The organism is Paenibacillus sp. YAE3, assembly GCF_057546105.1.
Map to the genome: position 1 here is coordinate 183,576 of NZ_BAAIYF010000005.1, position 18,570 is coordinate 202,145.

At 53.0% G+C, this 18,570-nt stretch carries 12 protein-coding genes and 1 pseudogene; 3 read left to right on the forward strand and 10 right to left on the reverse strand.

Translation table 11 applies throughout. The features are described 5' to 3' along the window. Positions 1-21 precede the first annotated feature (21 nt). The 4 genes from AC27KL_RS11760 to AC27KL_RS11775 form a co-directional block, all read right to left on the reverse strand. The gene (locus tag AC27KL_RS11760) at positions 22-1,611 is read right to left on the reverse strand and encodes a type 2 periplasmic-binding domain-containing protein (RefSeq protein ID WP_487169781.1); all 1,590 of its coding nucleotides are present in this window, start codon (positions 1,609-1,611) and stop codon (positions 22-24) included. Between the two features lie 134 nt (positions 1,612-1,745). Then, positions 1,746-3,407 carry a response regulator gene (locus AC27KL_RS11765; protein WP_487169782.1) on the reverse strand — a complete coding sequence of 554 codons (1,662 nt, stop codon included), beginning with the start codon at positions 3,405-3,407 and terminating at the stop codon, positions 1,746-1,748. Between the two features lie 2 nt (positions 3,408-3,409). Further along, positions 3,410-5,209: a cache domain-containing sensor histidine kinase gene (locus tag AC27KL_RS11770; protein WP_487169783.1), complete on the reverse strand. Its 1,800-nt coding sequence runs from the start codon at positions 5,207-5,209 to the stop codon at positions 3,410-3,412. A 427-nt stretch (positions 5,210-5,636) separates the two neighbouring features. Next, on the reverse strand, positions 5,637-6,506 hold the full coding sequence (locus AC27KL_RS11775) for an AraC family transcriptional regulator (RefSeq protein WP_487169784.1): 870 nt from the start codon (positions 6,504-6,506) through the stop codon (positions 5,637-5,639). Positions 6,507-6,626: 120 nt separating this feature from the next. Between AC27KL_RS11775 and AC27KL_RS11780 the strand changes: the two genes are divergently transcribed. After that, positions 6,627-8,162 carry a sulfatase family protein gene (locus AC27KL_RS11780; RefSeq protein ID WP_487169785.1) on the forward strand — a complete coding sequence of 512 codons (1,536 nt, stop codon included), beginning with the start codon at positions 6,627-6,629 and terminating at the stop codon, positions 8,160-8,162. Between the two features lie 158 nt (positions 8,163-8,320). On the opposite strand, the pseudogene AC27KL_RS11785 reads toward AC27KL_RS11780, so the two are convergent. Further along, positions 8,321-9,084 (reverse strand): annotated as a pseudogene (locus AC27KL_RS11785) (MerR family transcriptional regulator). Between the two features lie 178 nt (positions 9,085-9,262). Between AC27KL_RS11785 and AC27KL_RS11790 the strand changes: the two are divergent. Both AC27KL_RS11790 and AC27KL_RS11795 read left to right on the forward strand, forming a co-directional pair. Further along, positions 9,263-10,069, forward strand: coding sequence for a MerR family transcriptional regulator (locus tag AC27KL_RS11790; protein WP_339321068.1), 807 nt, complete (start codon positions 9,263-9,265; stop codon positions 10,067-10,069). 16 nt (positions 10,070-10,085) lie between these two features. Further along, complete coding sequence (locus AC27KL_RS11795; RefSeq protein ID WP_487169786.1) at positions 10,086-11,318, forward strand: MFS transporter; 1,233 nt, start codon at positions 10,086-10,088, stop codon at positions 11,316-11,318. A gap of 87 nt (positions 11,319-11,405) precedes the next feature. Here AC27KL_RS11795 and AC27KL_RS11800 read toward each other — a convergent pair whose 3' ends face one another. The 5 genes from AC27KL_RS11800 to AC27KL_RS11820 form a co-directional block, all read right to left on the reverse strand. Continuing rightward, complete coding sequence (locus AC27KL_RS11800; protein WP_487169787.1) at positions 11,406-13,112, reverse strand: ABC transporter substrate-binding protein; 1,707 nt, start codon at positions 13,110-13,112, stop codon at positions 11,406-11,408. A gap of 86 nt (positions 13,113-13,198) precedes the next feature. Beyond that, positions 13,199-14,137: a carbohydrate ABC transporter permease gene (locus tag AC27KL_RS11805; protein ID WP_487169788.1), complete on the reverse strand. Its 939-nt coding sequence runs from the start codon at positions 14,135-14,137 to the stop codon at positions 13,199-13,201. 10 nt (positions 14,138-14,147) lie between these two features. After that, complete coding sequence (locus AC27KL_RS11810) at positions 14,148-15,113, reverse strand: ABC transporter permease (protein ID WP_487169789.1); 966 nt, start codon at positions 15,111-15,113, stop codon at positions 14,148-14,150. Between the two features lie 91 nt (positions 15,114-15,204). Further along, positions 15,205-16,755: a response regulator transcription factor gene (locus AC27KL_RS11815; protein WP_487169790.1), complete on the reverse strand. Its 1,551-nt coding sequence runs from the start codon at positions 16,753-16,755 to the stop codon at positions 15,205-15,207. Beyond that, entirely contained in the window at positions 16,749-18,533 is a 1,785-nt protein-coding gene (locus AC27KL_RS11820; RefSeq protein WP_487169791.1) for a cache domain-containing sensor histidine kinase, read from the reverse strand. Before AC27KL_RS11820 ends, AC27KL_RS11815 begins: the two co-directional genes overlap by 7 nt. Between the last annotated feature and the right edge of the window lie 37 nt (positions 18,534-18,570).

Here is an 18,570-nt window from a genome sequence, read left to right on the forward strand (position 1 = left end):
CGGGAAATCGTATGATGTCCGTTATTTTTCCATCTTGTCGTAGGCTTGCTGATACAGGTCCTGCAGCTTATCGATGTTCATCTTTTTAAGCGTGGATTGGAATTCGTCCCACTTATCGAAGCTGAGTGCTCCGGCGATGAACTTCGCGCTTTGCTCTTCGTAATATTTGTCGATATCATTTCGCAGGACGTTGACTTCCTGAGCCGTATTTTCGTCAAACATCGGGGATGCGTATTTAACCTTCGGCATGAACGGAGTCAGCTTGTCCTGCGCTTCCTGCACCTGCGGAGGATTGATGAAGGAGGCAACCTTATCGCTGATGAGATGCGGCGCTCCGCCGCCTGCATACGGCGTGATTTTGGCTTGGTTGCCCGTCGCGAGGAAAGCTTCCGTATAATAAGGAATGCCGTCTTTCATTTCGTAGTTCTCGCCTTCCCTGCCGAAACGCAGCATCGTAGAGCCTTCGTCGCTGTAGAAGTAATCGATCCAGCGCATCGTGATTTCCGGATTCTTGTTTACGGAGGTGATGGCAAAGGCTCCGAAGTCCCGGGCGACAGGCGCGCCCTGGCTTTGCATCTGATCGCCGTGCGGGCCTTTGAACGGCGCGATGCCCGTATATTGATCCTGGATCGGCATAAATACATTGTTCGTCTGGTCAAAGAACAAGCCGGTGTTCCCCGAAGACTGCTTCGCCAAATAATCCGCTTCTTTCTGCGAGAACATATCGGGATCGAGCAGCTTTTCCGTGTACAGCTTGTTCAGATACTGGAGCATCTCTTTGTTCCGATCGTTGCCCATCCAGATTTCGACCTTGTCGTTGACGAGATTGATGTTATAGCCGAGCTGCTGATCGAGGCCGAACGAACCGCTCATCATGTTGACGATCGGCAGCCCCTGACCCGGCACCGGCGGACGCGCCGTCATCGGCAGTTCGTCTTTTTTGCCGTTCCCGTTCGGATCCTTGTCGCGGAAGGCGACCAGCACGTTGTACAGGTCGTCGGTCGTCTCCGGCACGGCAAGGTTCAGCTTCTTAAGCCACGCCTGGTTGATCCATTTTTTGTCCGTGCGGGCGGCATCGAGGGTAACAATGCCCGGGATCGCATAAATATGGCCCTCCGGCGTCGTGATGCCCGAGCGGATCTCCGGATATTTCTCCATCAGGCTTTTGAGGTTGGGCGCATATTTGTCGATCAAATCTTCCAACGGAATCAATTGGCCGCCCGTTCCGTAGCGGGTTGCTTCCAGCTGCGTAATTCCCGACCGGTAAAAAGCGTCAGGCAGCTCGTTGGACGCGAACAGGAGATTTTTCTTTTCCTGAAAGCCGTCCGTCGGCGCTTCGGTGAATTCGACATGGACGTTGCTCATTTTCTCGTAATCCTGGAAAACGGGCATGTCCTTGAACGGGCCGTTGGCGGGAGCAATCCGGGTGAACATCTTCAGAGTAATAGGATCTTTGGTCAGCGGAAACCCGGATGCGTTGACCGTTGTTTCGGATGAACCCTCCGCGTTTTTGGATTCGGCTCCTTTTTCGCTATTGGAACCGCATCCCGCGAGTAATAATGCCGAGATGAGCGCTGTGCTCAACGCGCCTCTTCCCCAGAGTTTGGACATGAATGAATGACCTCCATTTGATGTAGTTCCGTACCGTTGTAAGCGTTTCCCGTGATGTCTGTGAGTATTATAGTTCATCCGTCTTGTGCGCAAATTCTAATAATATGACTATTTACTCCACAAATTTTACGGTTTTATCCCATGATCTCCCGTCGAAGGCTGCTCAAATAGGCATGCGGCGTCATTCCTGTCAATTCCTTGAAAACTTTGAAAAAATAATTATATGTCGAAAAACCCACTTGGCTGCTGATTTGTTTAATCGAATATTGCCCGCTCTCCAGCAGCTTTTTCCCGGCATCGATCCGGACCCGGTTCACATATTCGGAGAAGGTGTACCCGGTCTCCTCTTTGAATAACCGGCTTAAATAGGAGGGATTGAGGCCGATGGCGCCCGCCGCCATCTCCAGGGTCACATAACCTTGATACCGCTCCAAAATAAAATGGATCGCCTGCGACACGTGCCGGGAATAGCTGCCTGCAGCGCGCTGCTGTTTAAGCAAATTCAACAAAGCTGCGAAATAGGATTGCAGCCACTGCTCCAGTTCGCCCATGCTGCCGATCCGCCCCAAATCGCCGCGCGGCGGGAGTCCAGTACCGGCGGTTTCCGGCGCATGCATTGGAATCGATTTTTTTAATGCTTTATCGCCGGTATGCAAAAGCTCGCTGACGATCAATTGTACCGCAGGGGAATGTAGCGGCTGATGGCGGACGGAACCGCACACCGAGGCGATCAGGCGGTGCAGCCTGTCCTTGTCCAAACTTTCCATCGCAAGCAGAAGCTGCTTCTGTTCTTCGATGGTGAGGGCAACACGCAACTGCGGTGCGCTTGTTCTCCCCCCTGGAGACGGAAACGCTCGATCAGCATACTCGGCCACCGCATCCGGCTCGGCCGCAGGAGATGCGTCAAGCGCCTTCTCGGCCGATCTGTAGCTGGCTCCGAGTTGCGCCAGACTCGTGCAAGGATGCCCCAGCGCATAGGCGGACTTCAGGTTCAGCATCAGCTCAAGCGCATGCTGAACCTTCCCCATCCAGCGGCGTGCCTCGCTCGCGCCGGTATGCTCGCTGCGGTCCTTGAACGCAAACACGACAACCAGCCTCCCGTTCTCGACATAAGCGGCCGTCCGTTCTTGAATGTCTCCGAGGCTTTGCTGCATGACATCGACCGCCTGCTGCACCAGCCGGTTCGTTTGCCTGTCGCTGTATGATTCCGTCAGCAGCAGGAAGGGAATGATCTGCAGCGCAGCTGCCGTGTAACTGACGGCGTCAGGATACAAATTTTCCATCCCGGCGGCCGCATCAAGCGTTCCGCCGTCCTCCTTCCCCCTTACCAGGTCGGCCATGTAATTTCTTATGAATACCGGTTTCATCGATTCTTCGATTTTGCGGCTAGCCAGCCTTCCTTCCTGCGCCCTGCTTTCCTGCTGCAGGTCCTGAACGGCTTTGTTCAACACGTTTCGCAGCAGCGGTCCATCGAGACGGTGCTTGAGCAAGTAGTCGACGGCCCCGCTTCGCAAGCATTCGCGCACGTAATCGTAGTCGTCATAGCTGCTGAGCATGATCGTCTTGATGGCCGGATGCCGCTCGCGAAGGATCCCGTGAAGTTCTACGCCGTTCATCTCCGGCATATTCACGTCGATGATCGCGATGTGCGGCGCCGACTCTTCGATCATCGCCAAAGCCGCCGCCCCGCTGTATGCCTCGCCCACGAACTCAAACCCATGCTCCTTCCAGTTGAATAACGTCCTTATCACATTGCCGATCAACGGTTCATCGTCGATCAGGAGCACTTTAAACATCGTTAGACCACCTCTTGTTCAGATTGTTCCGCATGTTGTATTTTCGGAAAGCGGATTTCTACCTTCGTATACAGTCCCGGCTCGCTGTACAAGCTCAAACCGTACGTTTCGCCGTACATTCGGACGATCCGCTCGTGCGCGTTGCGTACCCCCATTCCGCTGAAGCGGGACGGGGCATCCTCTTTTCCCATCTCTCCCAGCAGGGCGTCCATCTGATCCTGCGTCATGCCCCGGCCGTTGTCCGTGACTTCGATCCGCAGATCATGATGCTCCGCATAAACGCGAATCAGGACGTATCCCCCTTCCCCGGAAGGGCCGATGCCGTGCATGATTGCATTTTCGACGAGCGGCTGCAGCACCAGTTTCAGCACCCGGCATTCCAGCAAAGCATCGTCTTCGATTTGCGTGTGCACCTCGATCGGCTCCAAATACTTGTATTTCACGATCGAAATATAACTGTACACATAATCCAGTTCTTCGCGAAGCGACAGAAATTCGTTGGAATTCCCCAATAAGCCGCGCATCAGCTCGATGAGCGAACCGGACACCTCCTCGATATTGGGCACCCCGTTCAGCTTGGCCAAATATTTGATCGTGTTGAGCGAGTTATACAGGAAATGCGGGCGGATTTGCGCCTGGAGAGCGGTCAGTTCCGCCTCGCGTTTTTTCTTCTCGCTCATGCGGATGCCTTCCATCAGCCGCTTCAATTCCTCAATCATGCTGATAAAAACGCGGTACAGGTCGCCGATTTCGTCCTTGGCCTTAATCTCCGCTTTGGGAAATGACAAATTCCCGTCCTTGACCTGCATCATCATCGATTTCAGCCGGCGGATGTTTAAAGTGCTTCGGGAAGAAACCTGATGGGAAGCGATCAGGATGACGATAAAGACGATGATCGACACCTCGGCCATCAAATTCCGGATTCGCGTGGATTCGCTGAGCAGCGAGTCCAGCGGAATCAGTGCCAACGTGCTCCAGCCTGTATATTCGGAAAGCCGGCTGACGACGATGTAGGACCTGCCGTTGATCTGTTGCTCCACCACAGCGTCATGTCCCGCAATCTTCCGTTTGATCCCGACGATCGTATCCAGAGGAGGCGCATAGGAGGATGGCGAAGATTCCGATTGATAGACATACCCGTTCTGCTCATCCAGGACATACAGCATGCTGTCCGCGGTCGGCTTTACGCCATATGTTTTTTTTATAAATTCGTAGTCCAAATCAACCATGACAATGCCGACGGTTTCGCTGTTATAGCGGATCTCGCGCCCGACGGTGATGGTATCCGCCGTTCCTTCAGGCTTAAAGTACGCATGGCGCGACCCGTTGAGCAGCATATAGTTCAGCATCGGAGTCCCCAAGACGCTCCGGTCCATCCAAGGACCTCCGGTGAAAAACACTTTCCCGTTCAGACCCACGACGGCCATCCGGGAAATATAGGGCTTATATTTGGTCAGACCCGACAGAAATTCCGTAATCCGCTTCTGCTCCTGAAACCATTCATAACCGGGCTCCTCGTTCGGGCTCAGGATCGTATCGATCACCGTGCTTTTATTGGTCACGACAACCGTGTTCAGCCGGTCGATTTCCTCCAGCATGACGTTGAGGGATTCATCCGCCTGTCGGATACTGTCCGAGACCGAGGTGACCGCGTTGTCCTTGATGGTCTCGCGCATATTTACGTACACGATGCCGGTGACAGAGACGATAGACAAAAAAGTGACCAGGCCGAAGGCCATGAATATTTTCCCTTGAAAACTCGTTCGGGGCCAAAACCACCTTCGAAGCGCAGCCCATTTCATAAGAGATCTCTCCTCCAAAGAATCTGTGGAATCTGTGGAACCTGTCGAATCTTGAAACTACCGCTCGGAACGAGCAGGATTTGAAAACGCTTTCGAAGCAATGCGGAAGCCATCCCTCTTTTCTTCGTTGGTTCCGGATGGAATACATGGAACATGCACAGACCTCCCGCAACAAAATAACAGCCGGAATAATGGCGGCGCAGCAAAAATCGAGGAAAAAATTATACCATATTATATAGGGGGCAAATGAAAATTGTCGAGCAAACCTAACAAATTGCCAAATTCAGTTACAGCGACGTGTGAGGCCTGAAGACAGGCATGCCGAAAAAGCCGGCCGCCGTTTCCGGCGTGGCCAGCCTGGCGGGCAGAAATATCGATGGCCGGCATGACGGCCAAAGCTTAACGCAGTCCTTATGCCTTGAACCCGTTAGGCTTGATGCTGCTTCCGGTACTCCGACGGGGACATCGAACAATAATGGGTGAAAGCCCGGGTAAAGGCAAAAAGCGTCGGATACCCCAGCGAATAGGCGATTTCCGTAACGGTGGCCGACGTCCCGCGCAGCATTTGTTGGGCTTTGTCCATTTTGATCTTGGCAATATACCGGGCGGGCGTCAAACCCACGGCCTTGGTGAACTGCGCAGAAAAATAGGTCCGGTTCAACCCGGCATATTCGGCGACCTGCTGAACCGTGATCCCTTCGGCCGCATGCCATTCGATATATTCGGTCCATTGCGAAGCTTTGCTTTTCTTCGCGGGACTCCGAAGCCCTTCCCCCATGCCGGCGGTCGAGGCTAAAAGGGATAACGTTTGGTACAGCAGCCCTTTCAAACCCAGGGAGACGGCAAGCTGATCGGCTTTACCTTTCCTCCACTCCGCAAACAGCCGCCCGATCCGGTCCTCCAGCTCCGGAGTCCACCGTCCTCTGGACCAAGGCTTCCCTGCATCGAAACCGGCCAGCGTCAGCATCTTTTCCATCCCGGGCCCGTCCATGGCCAGCCACGTCAACTGCAGGGACGGTTCGTCGTCCGGCTTATAATACAGATACGTTTCATTCGGATACATGCAAAACGCATCCCCTGCCTGCAGCCTCCAGGACTGCCCCTTATATTCAACCATCAGGCTGCCTTCCCTGACAAAATGAATACTGCTGCATTCGATTCTGCGCGGACCGATCCGATATCCCGGCTTCGCGATGTTCCGGCCCGCCCTGACCAGCCAAAAGGGGCTGCCCTTGTCGATTTCGGCCGGGGTGTAGTACAAAAATTCGGCAAATTCATGGTCATATTCCTGCAGCACGTTTTTCGCCCCCTTAACTTCTTTTAAGACTCAAACAGACAAAATGATAAATTTAGCATACAATACGCCATTCCGTTCGCATATCCTTTTTTCATATAATCAGGGCAAGGAGGGTGACGGATGAAAAAACCGAACATTTTGTTGATCACCAGCGATCAGCAGCATTGGAACACGATTGGCGCGTGGAATCCCGAAATACAGACCCCGAACCTGGACCGGCTTGTCCGGGAAGGAACGGCGTTCGACCGGGCGTATTGCCCCAATCCGACCTGCACGCCCAGCCGCGCTTCGATCATTACCGGCATGTACCCGAGCCAGCACGGCGCGTGGACGCTTGGCACCAAATTGCTGGAAGACAGGCACACGGTAGGCGAAGATTTCAGGCAGGCCGGTTACCGGACCGGGCTCATCGGCAAAGCCCATTTTCAGCCGCTCCGGTCGACCGAAGCGTTTCCGTCGCTTGAAGCATACCCCATTTTGCAGGATCTGGAATTTTGGAAACATTATAACGGCGAGTTTTACGGCTTCGACCATGTGGAGCTGGCCCGGAATCACACGAACGAAGCCCACGTCGGGCAGCATTATGCGCTGTGGATGGAGGAAAAAGGCTGCCGTAACTGGAGGGACTATTTTCTGCCGCCGACCGGCACCATGGACCGGAACCGGATGTATACCTGGCCGATCCCCGAAGAGTACCACTACAATACCTGGATTGCCGAACGAACGAATGCTTTACTGGAACAATATCACGAAAATGGCGAGAGCTTTTTCCTGTGGTCCAGCTTCTTCGACCCGCATCCCGAATACCTCGTACCCGAGCCGTGGGATACGATGTACGACCCTGATGAGCTTACGATTCCGGAAATGGTGCCGGGCGAACACGACCGCAATCCGCCGCATTTTGCAAAAACGCAGGAAGAACATCCCGACTTTTCCGATCTGCAAGAAACGGGGTACGGCATCCACGGTTACCGGTCGCATCATTATTACGAATACGGCAGCAGACCGCGGTTAACGGACTTTGACAAGAAAAAGCTGGTCGCCGTCTATTACGGCATGATCAGCATGATGGATAAGTACATCGGGCGTATTCTCGATAAGCTGGACGAACTGGGGATCGCCGACAACACCATTGTCGTCTTTACGACGGACCACGGCCACTTTTTCGGGCAGCACGGCTTGCAGGCCAAGGGCGGTTTTCATTACGAAGACTTGATCAAACTGCCGTTTATCGTGCGTTATCCCGGACGGGTACCGGCAGGCAAGCGGAGCAGCGCGATCCAGTCCTTGGTGGATTTGGCTCCGACCTTTTTGTCCCTGTGCGGGCTTCCCGTTCCTTACGCCATGACGGGCGTCGACCAGAAAAAGGTATGGCTCGGCGAAGCGTCGCAGGCGCGCACGCATGCCATCTGCGAGTTCAGGCACGAACCGACGACGATCCATCAAAAGACCTATGTCGACGAGCGCTACAAAATCACGGTGTATTACAATCAAACCTACGGCGAAATCTTCGATCTTCAGGAGGATCCCGGCGAGTTGAACAATGTCTGGAACGACCCGGCGTACGCCTCGCTCAAAACCGAACTTTTGCTGAAATATGTATGGGCCGAGCTGGGGAAGGAACCGATGCCGATGCCGAGAATTTCCGGAGCTTAAAAGCGAAGCCAACGACAGCCTTGCCTCATCCGGGGCATAAAGGCTGTGTTTCTGGCTCCTTGGGCACGTTCACAATAAAACCCCTCTGCCGCGTGGGTTACGCAAGCAGAGGGGTGACTCCAAAACCATATGACTTTATTGGGTCAGGCTAAGCCTGCTTAGGATTTCATGCCCGTATAAATCAAAATCGCATCCCGCAGAAATGCCGCCGTTCCCGGCTGCTTCGCATCATAATGTGCCGTAAACCGCTCATCATCCACGTACATTTGGGCAAGTCCCGCATGGGCCTCCTTGCTGTAATCGTTCCAAAAATACGTAGCCACCGTTTATGCAAATCCGCCGCGCGCTGGGCAAGCTCTCCGGCCGGATCCCCCTGTTTGAACGCTTCAGCCAACGTCTCATACAGCTCATCAGCGAGACGGGTTACCTCCTCATGCTGCTCCTTCGTCATGCTCATCCATTTCGCATTGGACTTATCCACGGCCTCATCACCGTATTTTTCCCGGGCTTCCTTGCCGTATTGTTTCTCGTTGTCATCGATGCATTTTTGTTTAAACCCTTCAAATTTCTCCTGATCGCTCATTGTGATTCTCCCTTCAGCGGAGGCAATCGTTTTCTCCACATTCGTAATCAGCAGGTCGAGCTGCCGTCTCCTGTCAAGAAGCTGCGCATGGTGCTCCCTCAGCGCCCGGGTCCGGTCAAAGGATGGCGAATCCATGATGGCCTTAATATCTTCCAGCTGGAACCCCAGCTCGCGGTAGAACAAAATCTGCTGCAACCGGTTCACCTCATCTTCCCCGTAAATTCGGTAACCCGAAGAGTTGATTCTGGCCGGCTTCAGAATGCCAATCTCATCGTAATATCGAAGCGTCCGGGTGCTGATTCCAGCCAGCCGTCCGAGCTTCTGTATGGTGTATTCCATGATTTCACCCCCTGACGTCTATACTGTACACCTTAACGTAACGTGAAGGTCAACAAGAAGATGAATGAAAAAAATACTTCATTTTAAAATCATTTTTAGACCTTGACTTTCCCCTTGTATGGAAAGTTTATAATAAGGCCACGGTAACTCCAACATATCCAAGAAAGGAAGAAGGATGATGTTTAAGATCAGCGAGTTTTCCAAACTGAGTCAAGTTCCTGCCAAAACGCTGCGCTTCTATGATCAACTTGAACTGCTCAAACCTGCATATACGGACCCGCAAAGCGGTTACCGATACTATACTAGCGATCAATTGCTTGTCTTGCATCGGATTCTCGTTTTTAAAGATCTGGGATTTACGCTGGAACAGATTAGGCAGCTCCTTCATGATGACGTATCGCCTGATGAAATGCGAGGGATGTTTCGGCTGAAGAAGGCAGAAGTCCAGTCGTTGATTCAGTCGGAAATCGAGCGTTTGAGGCGAATTGAAGCGAGGCTGGAGCAGATCGAACGTGGTGGAACGCCGCGTTTCGAGGTTTTGGTAAAGAAGGTGGATCCGCTAATGGTCGTTTCGGTCAAAGAAACCACGAGCAGGGTGAACATCCCCTATTTATTTGAAGAAATTGACGAATATTTAAAGTGGAACGGCGTGTCGCTCCCCACTTCGCATATGGTTCTGTGGCACAGTTGCGCGGAGTGCGAAGATAACATCAGCCTGGAGATTGCCTGCCCAATTCAGCTTCCGCTCCCGGACTCAGATCGATTCAAGACGAAAGTGCTCCCCGAAATGACCGTCGCGTCGGTCAAGCACGTCAGCCGTCCCGACAGAGATACACCGGTGAGTATCGACCTAGGCTCCTGGATTGAAAGAAATCATTACCAAATAAGCTCGGAGATGCCGAGCAGAGAATTATATTTGTCAAAGCAAGAAGGCAATGAGCTCGGTTATATCACCGAAAGCCAGATGCCGATTGCAGCACGCTGAGAGGAGAGTATATACCATGACGGACTCACAAGACTTCAGTAATCTTTCCAACCGAAGAAGAATGACCGCGCTCATTCTTTTAACCCTCACGATATTTGCCGTTGGCACTGCCGAGCTTCTCCCCATGGGACTCTTATTGCCTATTGCAACCGAGACCCAAGTTTCGATTTCTGCCGCAGGCATGCTTGTGACAGGATACGCTCTTGGCGTCGTCATTGGGGGACCCGTATTGTCGGCGTTGACCGGAAGATTACCGCGAAAAACCTTATTAAGTTTATTCCTGTTCGTATTTATTATAGGCAGTATCGTCTGCACCGCCGCTCCCTCGTACGGTGTGCTGCTGGCAGGGCGAGTCATAAGCTCCTTGGCACACGGAACCCTGTTCGGCATGATCGTTGTCACTGCAAAAAATTTGGCGCAACCAGGCAAGGAAGGAAGGAATATCGCACTGGTCGGATCCGGATTGACCGTATCCGTCATCCTTGGCGCTCCCCTCGGAACCCTTCTTGGCCAGCATTTGGGCTGGCGGTTTCCTTTTCTGGTCATATCGCTTCTTTCTGCTGCGGCCCTGCTGGGCATTATGAAACAGATTCCCCCATTGCCGCGATCGAAAGGGGTCTCTCTCAAAGGGCAGCTGCGCATCGTCAGCCGTCCCGCCTTTCTCCTGGTTCTGCTGATAACCATATTCGGAACCGGCGGGACGTTCGCCGGGTTTACGTACATTACTCCAATTCTAGAACGAATAACGGGCTTTTCCAGTGATTCGGTGACCATCATTTTGCTTGTTTTCGGAGCAGGTTCGTTACTTGGCAACATCGCGGGCGGCAGCCTTGCCGATAAACGGCTCGTGCCGACCTTGTTTGGCGGATTAATACTCTTAGCCGCATCCATGGCGATATTTACTTGGTCGAGCCATGGCAAAGTCGCTGCCGTAATGACTGTTTTCATCTGGGGAGTGGCAGCATACAGCATAATTCCCTCCCTCAACATGTTCGTGCTGCAAAAAGCCGGAGACGCGCAAGAATTGGCTTCGACGCTCAATATATCGGCTTTCAATCTGGGCAACGCAATCGGCGCATTCATAGGCGGACTGGTGATCGATAGTAAGATGGGACTAGCAGCCGTGCCATGGGTTGCCTCCATCGTCACATTGCTTGGTATAGCATTGGCTGCATGGAGCGTAATTATGGAGAGAAACAGGAAATGCGATCAGGTCCATCAATGTCCGTTCGAAAACCGGACCGCATAAAAAGCACTCAAAGCCCTTCCAGCTTCCTGCAGGAAGCGAAAGGGCTGAAGAGTTTACATACCCGTTATTCGATAAGCCTCGTTCTAGTTATTTGGTGGACCAGAGCTCAATCCGGTCTTTAATATGCTTGGTATAGGCTTCTTCCATTTCCTTGACTCCAGCCTTCTCCAGTTCCGCCATGTAGGCGTCCCAGATGTTGTCGAAGTCTTCCGGCTTGGACATGACCGCTTCCGGGATGCGTTTCCAGGTGATATCCTTCATTTTGGCGCCCAGGATCACGGCAGGGTCGTCGTTAGGCAGCGACATCGTATACGCCGCTCCATAAGCTCTCGGTTTGAATTCTTCTTCCTTTGGGAAAAGGTCTTTCCAATGCTCCGCGTTATACGCTTTCAAGGTCTCTTTTTCCGCCGCGCTGTAATTGGCCGTCAGCAGTTCCGGGTAGTTACGGGTGAAGTAGTTGCCGGTCGAATCCTTGATGCCGTCGCCGTAGTGGACCATCAGGTTCCAGTACAGCCCCAGGCCGGATTCTTTTTGGAACGCCGCGCCGTCATTGTTCGCCCGTTCCTGCACCTCCGGAATAAGCGTGCGTTTGCCGTTTTCCACCGTGTAATGCTTGCCTTCGATGCCCCAGTTGTTCAGGATCTGCCCTTCTTCCGATGCCAAAAAGTCGAGGAACTTGATCGCACGCACCGGATCCTTGCATTTGCTGGAGATCGAGATGCCGTACCCTCCGTCAAAGCCGGCGGGCCAGAAGCTCGTATCCTTGTATTCCTTACTCATCGTGACCGGATAATGACCGTACGTCTGGTCGAATTTGCCCGCCGCTTTGAGCGCATTTTGTCCGTCGCCGTAGTCCCATTCCGGATCGGCAAGGCCAAGAACCCGCCCCGAAGCCACCTTTGCTTTAAACTGGTCGGTCTTCTGAACGAAACTTTCCGGATCAAGCAGGCCAACGGCATTCATGTGATTCAGCCAGCGGAAAAACTCCTTTTCTTCCGGACGGCGGAAATGGTAGGTGGCTTGATGCGTTTCTTGATCGATGTAATATTCGCCGTCGTCCGGCCCGCCGGTCGTCTGGAACCCCAAGTTGGTCACCTGGTACATATGCCAATCGTCCGCATTCAGGGACAACCCGATGTTTTTGTTGCCGTTTTCGTCGGTCGGATGCTTCGTAATATAGTCTTGAATGACCTTCTCAAAATCCTTCACCGTGCGAATTTCCGGATATCCCGCTTCCTTGACGACGCGATGCTGAAGTTCAAAACCTCCGTCGGCTTTAATCTTCTTCTCCTCGACGGCCGACCAGGTCGGAATCGCGTAGATCGCCTGGTCGTCCAAACTGTACTTCGTTCGAACAAGCTTGTCTCCAAGCATTTTTTTGATGTTCGGCGCGTGCTTGTCGATCAAATCCGTCAAATCGATGACGGCGCCTGCGTCGACGAGTTTGCCGACGTCCGCTTTGGCTGCGATCAAGTCGGGATAGTTGCCGGTAGCCGCAATCAGTGAAATTTTTTGTACCGGATCGCCGACAGCGAACTCTGCATCCAGCGTAACCCCGGTTTTTTCCGTGATTACCTTGCCGACCTCGTCTTTCATGTTATTCCAGTTCGTGCTGGAGTCTTCCGAAAAATACGTGAACGTAATGGGCTTTAAGTCGTCGCCCTTCGTTCCGGATGCAGCATCCCCCTCTGTCCCGGCAGCCGGAGAGCCGCCGTTTCCGCCGCACGCAACGAGCGTTGCCGTCAAAGTCAGCGCCAGCAAAGACGCCGCCCATCTTTTTTTCCCTGACTTCATGAAGCTTAACCCCCCCAAAAAAATGTATTGATCAACGACAGTGCTGTATGAAACAGGCGTAAGCCTGGACACACCTGGATCTGTTTTTAACTTTTGACCGCCCCGAGCGTCATGCCTTTCACGAAATATTTTTGCAAGAAAGGATAGACGATCAGAATCGGCACCGTCACGATGATGGTGATCGCCATTTTGACCGATTCCGGCGACACCTGCGCCATACGCTGGGCCATGTTGGCGGCATCCTGGGCATTGGTTGCGCTTGTCGTCGTGCTCTGCAAAATTTTCATCAACTCGTATTGCAGCGTTGTCAACGATTCGTTGGACCCGTTAAACAGATACGTATCGAACCAGGAGTTCCATTGCCCTACCGCCAAGAAAAGGGCCACGGTCGCCAATGCCGGCTTGCATAGGGGCAGGATCACGCGCCAGTAGATCGTAAAATCGTTGGCCCCGTCCAGTTTGGCCGATTCTTGCAGCGCATAGGGCAGACCGTCGATGAAGGAACGAATCACGAAGACGTTAAAGGCGCTTACGAGACCCGGCAAAATATAAACGGCAAACGTATTGATCAAATGCAGATCCTTCATCAGGATAAATCCCGGAATCAGCCCCCCTGATACGTACATGGTTACGGCGAGAAAGGCGGAAATGAATTTTCTGGCCTGGAAATCGCTGCGCGCAAGCGTGTAAGCCAGCATGGAACCGCTGATCAAACCCGCTGCGGTACCCACGACCGTCCTCAGAACCGAGATTTTGAATCCGGTGATCAAGCCGCTGTAAGTAAAGATCAAATCGTAATTTTTTAACGTGAATTGCCTTGGCCAGACCGTAATCCCCCCTCTGACGGTGTCCACCGAATCGTTAAGGGAGATCGCCAGCACGTTTAAGAACGGATAAATCGTCAAAACGGTGACCACGATCATGAACAGATAAACGACCGCTACCAAAATCCGGTCCTGCGGAGATTTCGACTTCAGTTTGCTTGATCCCCGGCCGACCGGTGCCATACGATTGACAGTCCCCATGTCTTCCTCCTTACATAATGCTTTCGTTGGTAAAGCGCTTAAAAATGCCGTTGGCCGCAAACAACAGGATCAGGCTGATGACGGAATTGAAAATATTGATTGCCGTCCCGAAGGAATAACGTCCCATGGCCAGACCGTAATTAAGCGCATACAAGTCAAGCACTTCGGAGTAATCGATGACGAGGTGATTGCCTAGCAAGAACTGCTTCTCGAAGCCGGTACCGAGCAAATGGCCGATGGACATGATCAGGAGCACGATGATCGTCGGCCTGATCCCGGGCAGCGTGATATGCCACATTTGCCGCAGCCTGCTTGCGCCGTCTACCCGCGCCGCTTCGTACAACTCGGGCCCAATGCCGGAGATGGCCGCCAGGTAGATAATGGCGTTCCAGCCCGTTTCCTTCCAAATGTCCGCGCCTGTCACAATCCCCCAAAACCAGTGTCCCTGGGCCATAAACTGGATCGGCTGATCGATGATATGGAGGCTTATGAGCAGGCTGTTCACCACGCCGCCGTCCGTCGAGAGCATTTTGGTGACGATGCCTGCGGCAACCACCCACGAAACAAAATGCGGCAGGTAAGATACGGTTTGCACAAAACGTTTCATCACCTGCAATCGAACCTCGTTGAGCATCAGGGCAAAAACGACGGGTACGATGAAACCCGCGATCAGGCCCATCAAGCTCATGGCCAGCGTATTCCGGAGCACTTGGTAGAAATGGTCATCCTGGAACAAGGTCCGGAAATGCTCCAAGCCCACCCACTTCTGTTCAAAAAAACCGACGCCGGGCCTATATTTTTGGAAGGCCATCGTCCAGCCCCACAGAGGCAGGTACTGAAAGACAAAGACCCAAAGAACGAACGGGATGGACATGTAGTAGAGATACTTCTGGTTTTTCAGCACCTTCCAGGCACTTTTTTTTGTCTGCTTTGCCGGTTCGTAAACGTTTTCCAGACTAGATGATATCGTTTTCATTTTTCCTCCCCTCCCATCTCCTTGCTTTCCATCATAAATCAGGGGGGAGAATCGGCCCATACAACGGATTTCGGTAAAAATCATCCACAAATTATGGATTTTTAAAATCCGACGGCGAACGTCCTTCGTATTTTTTGAACTTGCTGTAAAAGTAGTTGACGTTTGTGTAGCCGACGCGCTCCGCCGCTTCGTACACCTTCATTCCTTGTTCCAGCAGCTCCTTTGCCTTTTGGATCCGGACCTTGTCGAGGTATGTGTTAAAATACTCTCCCGTCTTGCTTTTGAAAAGCTGTCCCAAATAGGCCGTACTGTAGTTCAGCATGCCGGCCAATGTTTCCAGTTTCAAAGGGTCGGCGTAATGCCTGTGGATGATGTTGATCATGATCTTCAATTCCTTTTCCTTCCCCTCCGGTTCGGATTCCTCCGCCAAAGCGAGAAGAAAACGGCGGGTCTCTTCCAGCAGATCGCTCAGATACTCATATTCGAAAATCCCCTTCAGAAACCTCGAAACCTCCTCCGTTTTTTTCCATTCCTTGCGGGAACCCGCGGCCAGCTTATGAATGACGGCGTTGGATAGGAAAAAGAACGATTCTTTGACGGAATGTTCATCCTGCTCCTGCATGAGAAAATACGCTGCGGCTTCTTGCAACAACGGGAGGATCATCGGTTCATTTCCGGCATCCAAACTGTAATATAGGCGGAGTATGAACTCCTCCATCATCTCTTCGGCGTTTTCGTTGAATTGTCCGGGGGATTCCGAAAAAGGGCCAGATGGAGCGCCCGGCCCCAGCAGCTGTCCTTTCTCGCTAAAAAAAGCCTGCTTGATCCAATTCCGGGCTTTCGCATAGGAGCGGCAAATCTCTTCGGGCTGGCAGACGGCTCCCCCGGTTGCAGCGACGAAACGTAAATCTCCCAAAGCGTTCCGGATTTCCTGATGCAAATGCTCCCGCTGCCGGATGCCGCGCAGCGGCTTGCGGAGGAGCAAAACCACGTATGGGGGATTCACGGTCACCACCCCCATGCCACTGCCTTCAATCAAGGGTTGTATTGCATCCGCGCACTGCTGAAGCATGTCGGGACGGCCCGCTTCAACGTCGCGCGGAAGCACGCAAACGACTTCATAGCTGCTCCACAACAAGCCGGCTTCGTTTGCGATGTTTCTCAATCGGGCGGGGGCTTCGTGCTGATCCTGCGGTATGAGAAGGCGGTGCAGGACCCGCTCCCGGTTCTCAACCCCGAGCTGCCGTTGCCCCCGTTTCACCCGCTCCGCTTCGATGCGCTCACGCACCCGCTTTAATGTATTCGTCATTTCTTTGATATCCACCGGTTTGAGAAGATACCCGGCAACCCCGTATTTGATGGCTTGCTTGGCATATTCGAAATCGGCATACCCGCTAAGGATGATGCATTGCACTTGATGGCCGCTCGTTGCCAGCCGCCGGATCAATTGCAACCCATCCATAAGCGGCATGCGGATATCGACGAGCGCGATGTCCGGAGGTTCTTTTCCCATCATTTCCAACGCTTCTTTTCCATTGGCTGCCGCGGCCGTCACGGCGAGATCCAGGCTTTCCCACGGAATCAACGTTTGAAGGCCTTGGCGGAGCTTCGGTTCGTCATCCACGATCATAACCTTCAACACAGGGAATCACCTCCCGGTATAAAAAACGTGATGCATGTTCCGACTTCCGGTTCGCTTTCGATCTGCAAGGCGCTTGACGCCCCGTACAGCAAAACAAGCCGATCGTTGACGTTGCGCAAACCGATCCGCTGCTCCTCCTCATCCATCATGTCCGAAGCAAGCTTTTCCCGTATCAGGGCGAGACGATCAGGCGCAAAGCCCCCGCCGTCGTCGCTCACCTTGACCCGAACTCCCCTTGGAACGGCTTTGGCTTCCACCTCGATGCATACGGCTTCCGCCCGGCTATCCAAGCCATGAACGACGGCATTTTCGACCAATGGTTGGATGATCAACGGCGGTACCTGCATCCCCTCCAAGCCCGCATCCACCGTCAATTGGTACCTCAAACGGTCTTCATACCTGAACTTTTGAATGTCAAGATAGCAGCGTACCCGCTCCAGCTCTTGGCCGAGCGATATCTTGCCGTTCCCGGTCTCGAGGCTGCTGCGCAGCAACGTGCTGAGCAACCATACCGCCTCCGCGATATCATCTTGCTTCCGGATATGGGCCTCCATCCGGATCGACTCCAGCGAGTTGAACAGGAAATGGGGATGAATCTGGCTGGCCAGCATCCTGAACTTCATCTCGTTTTGCCTTTGCTCTACCAGGTATTTTTGGTGATTCGTTTCCTGGACTTCATGGACCAAATCGTTCACTTCCCTCACTAACGCATTAAATTGCCTGGACAGCAAACCAATCTCGTCTTTGCCGTCGATATCCAGAAAGGTTTCCCAAGATCCTGACCGGACCCTGGACATATGCTTGCTTAAGCGGAGGAGCCTTCCGGATAACAACGCAGCCGAAGCATAGATGAGCAAAGCGGCAAAAATCAGGCTGGCCGTCATCACGACCACGCCGAGGCGGATCACTTGGTTGGCGTCACGGGTAATCTCGGCCACGGAAAAAACGGAAATAACCCGCAGCCCGTTCCAACTGTCCTGCGGGTGTATGCCGGCGATAACCACTTTGGACGATTTGCCGTTTACGGACAGGTCATAACTTCCCGCTTGAAGGGATCGCATATCTTCGTCGGCATGGATTGCCGAGAGGTCCTTTCCTGTGACACCCGCTTCGTTGGACGCGACGATCCGATTCCGGTCGTCCACGATCAACGTAGGAAACGACTCTTGATCCAGGATGGAGCTTAATCGCTGCCTGTCCACGTTGATGACCAGGACCCCTTTTCGCCCCGAAGAGTCGAGCGGAAAGGAACGAATCAGACTCAAGTCATCGGCATCTTTCCGTTCGTCTTTCATGAAGTTCCAGCCCGCCATGCCTTTCTGATCCAGGGCCTCCCTGTACCAATCCTGGGCCATGATGCTGGCGTCCGGCTGGATAAACTCCCAATTGTTGAGCGCTCCGGGATTGACCGCATAGACGCGGATGCCCGATATCTCTTTATACAACTGGAGGTAGTCGCGAATATCCGTGTACTCCCGGTAAGTCCGAATGACATCAACGTAACTGTCGTATTTTTGGCCGGCAGCCTTCTTCATCCGGTTGTCATTCATTAGCCGGTTCGAAATGTCCAGCGGCACCTTAATCAGCTCTTCCGTGCGCTTTCGGACCCGTTCAACGTTGTTGGACGCTTGGGCAAAGGCGTTATTGACGGCGATTTCCCGAAGCTTCCCGGTCAGAAACAGGCCGCACAGCAGCAAGGGAAGAACGGCTGCCGAGATGAACGTAATCGCCAGCTTCTTCTTCATTTTCATGTCGTTCATGAATCGGATAAAAAACATCGTTTTAACCTCCCGAGCCAATTTGGCCGCTGCGCGC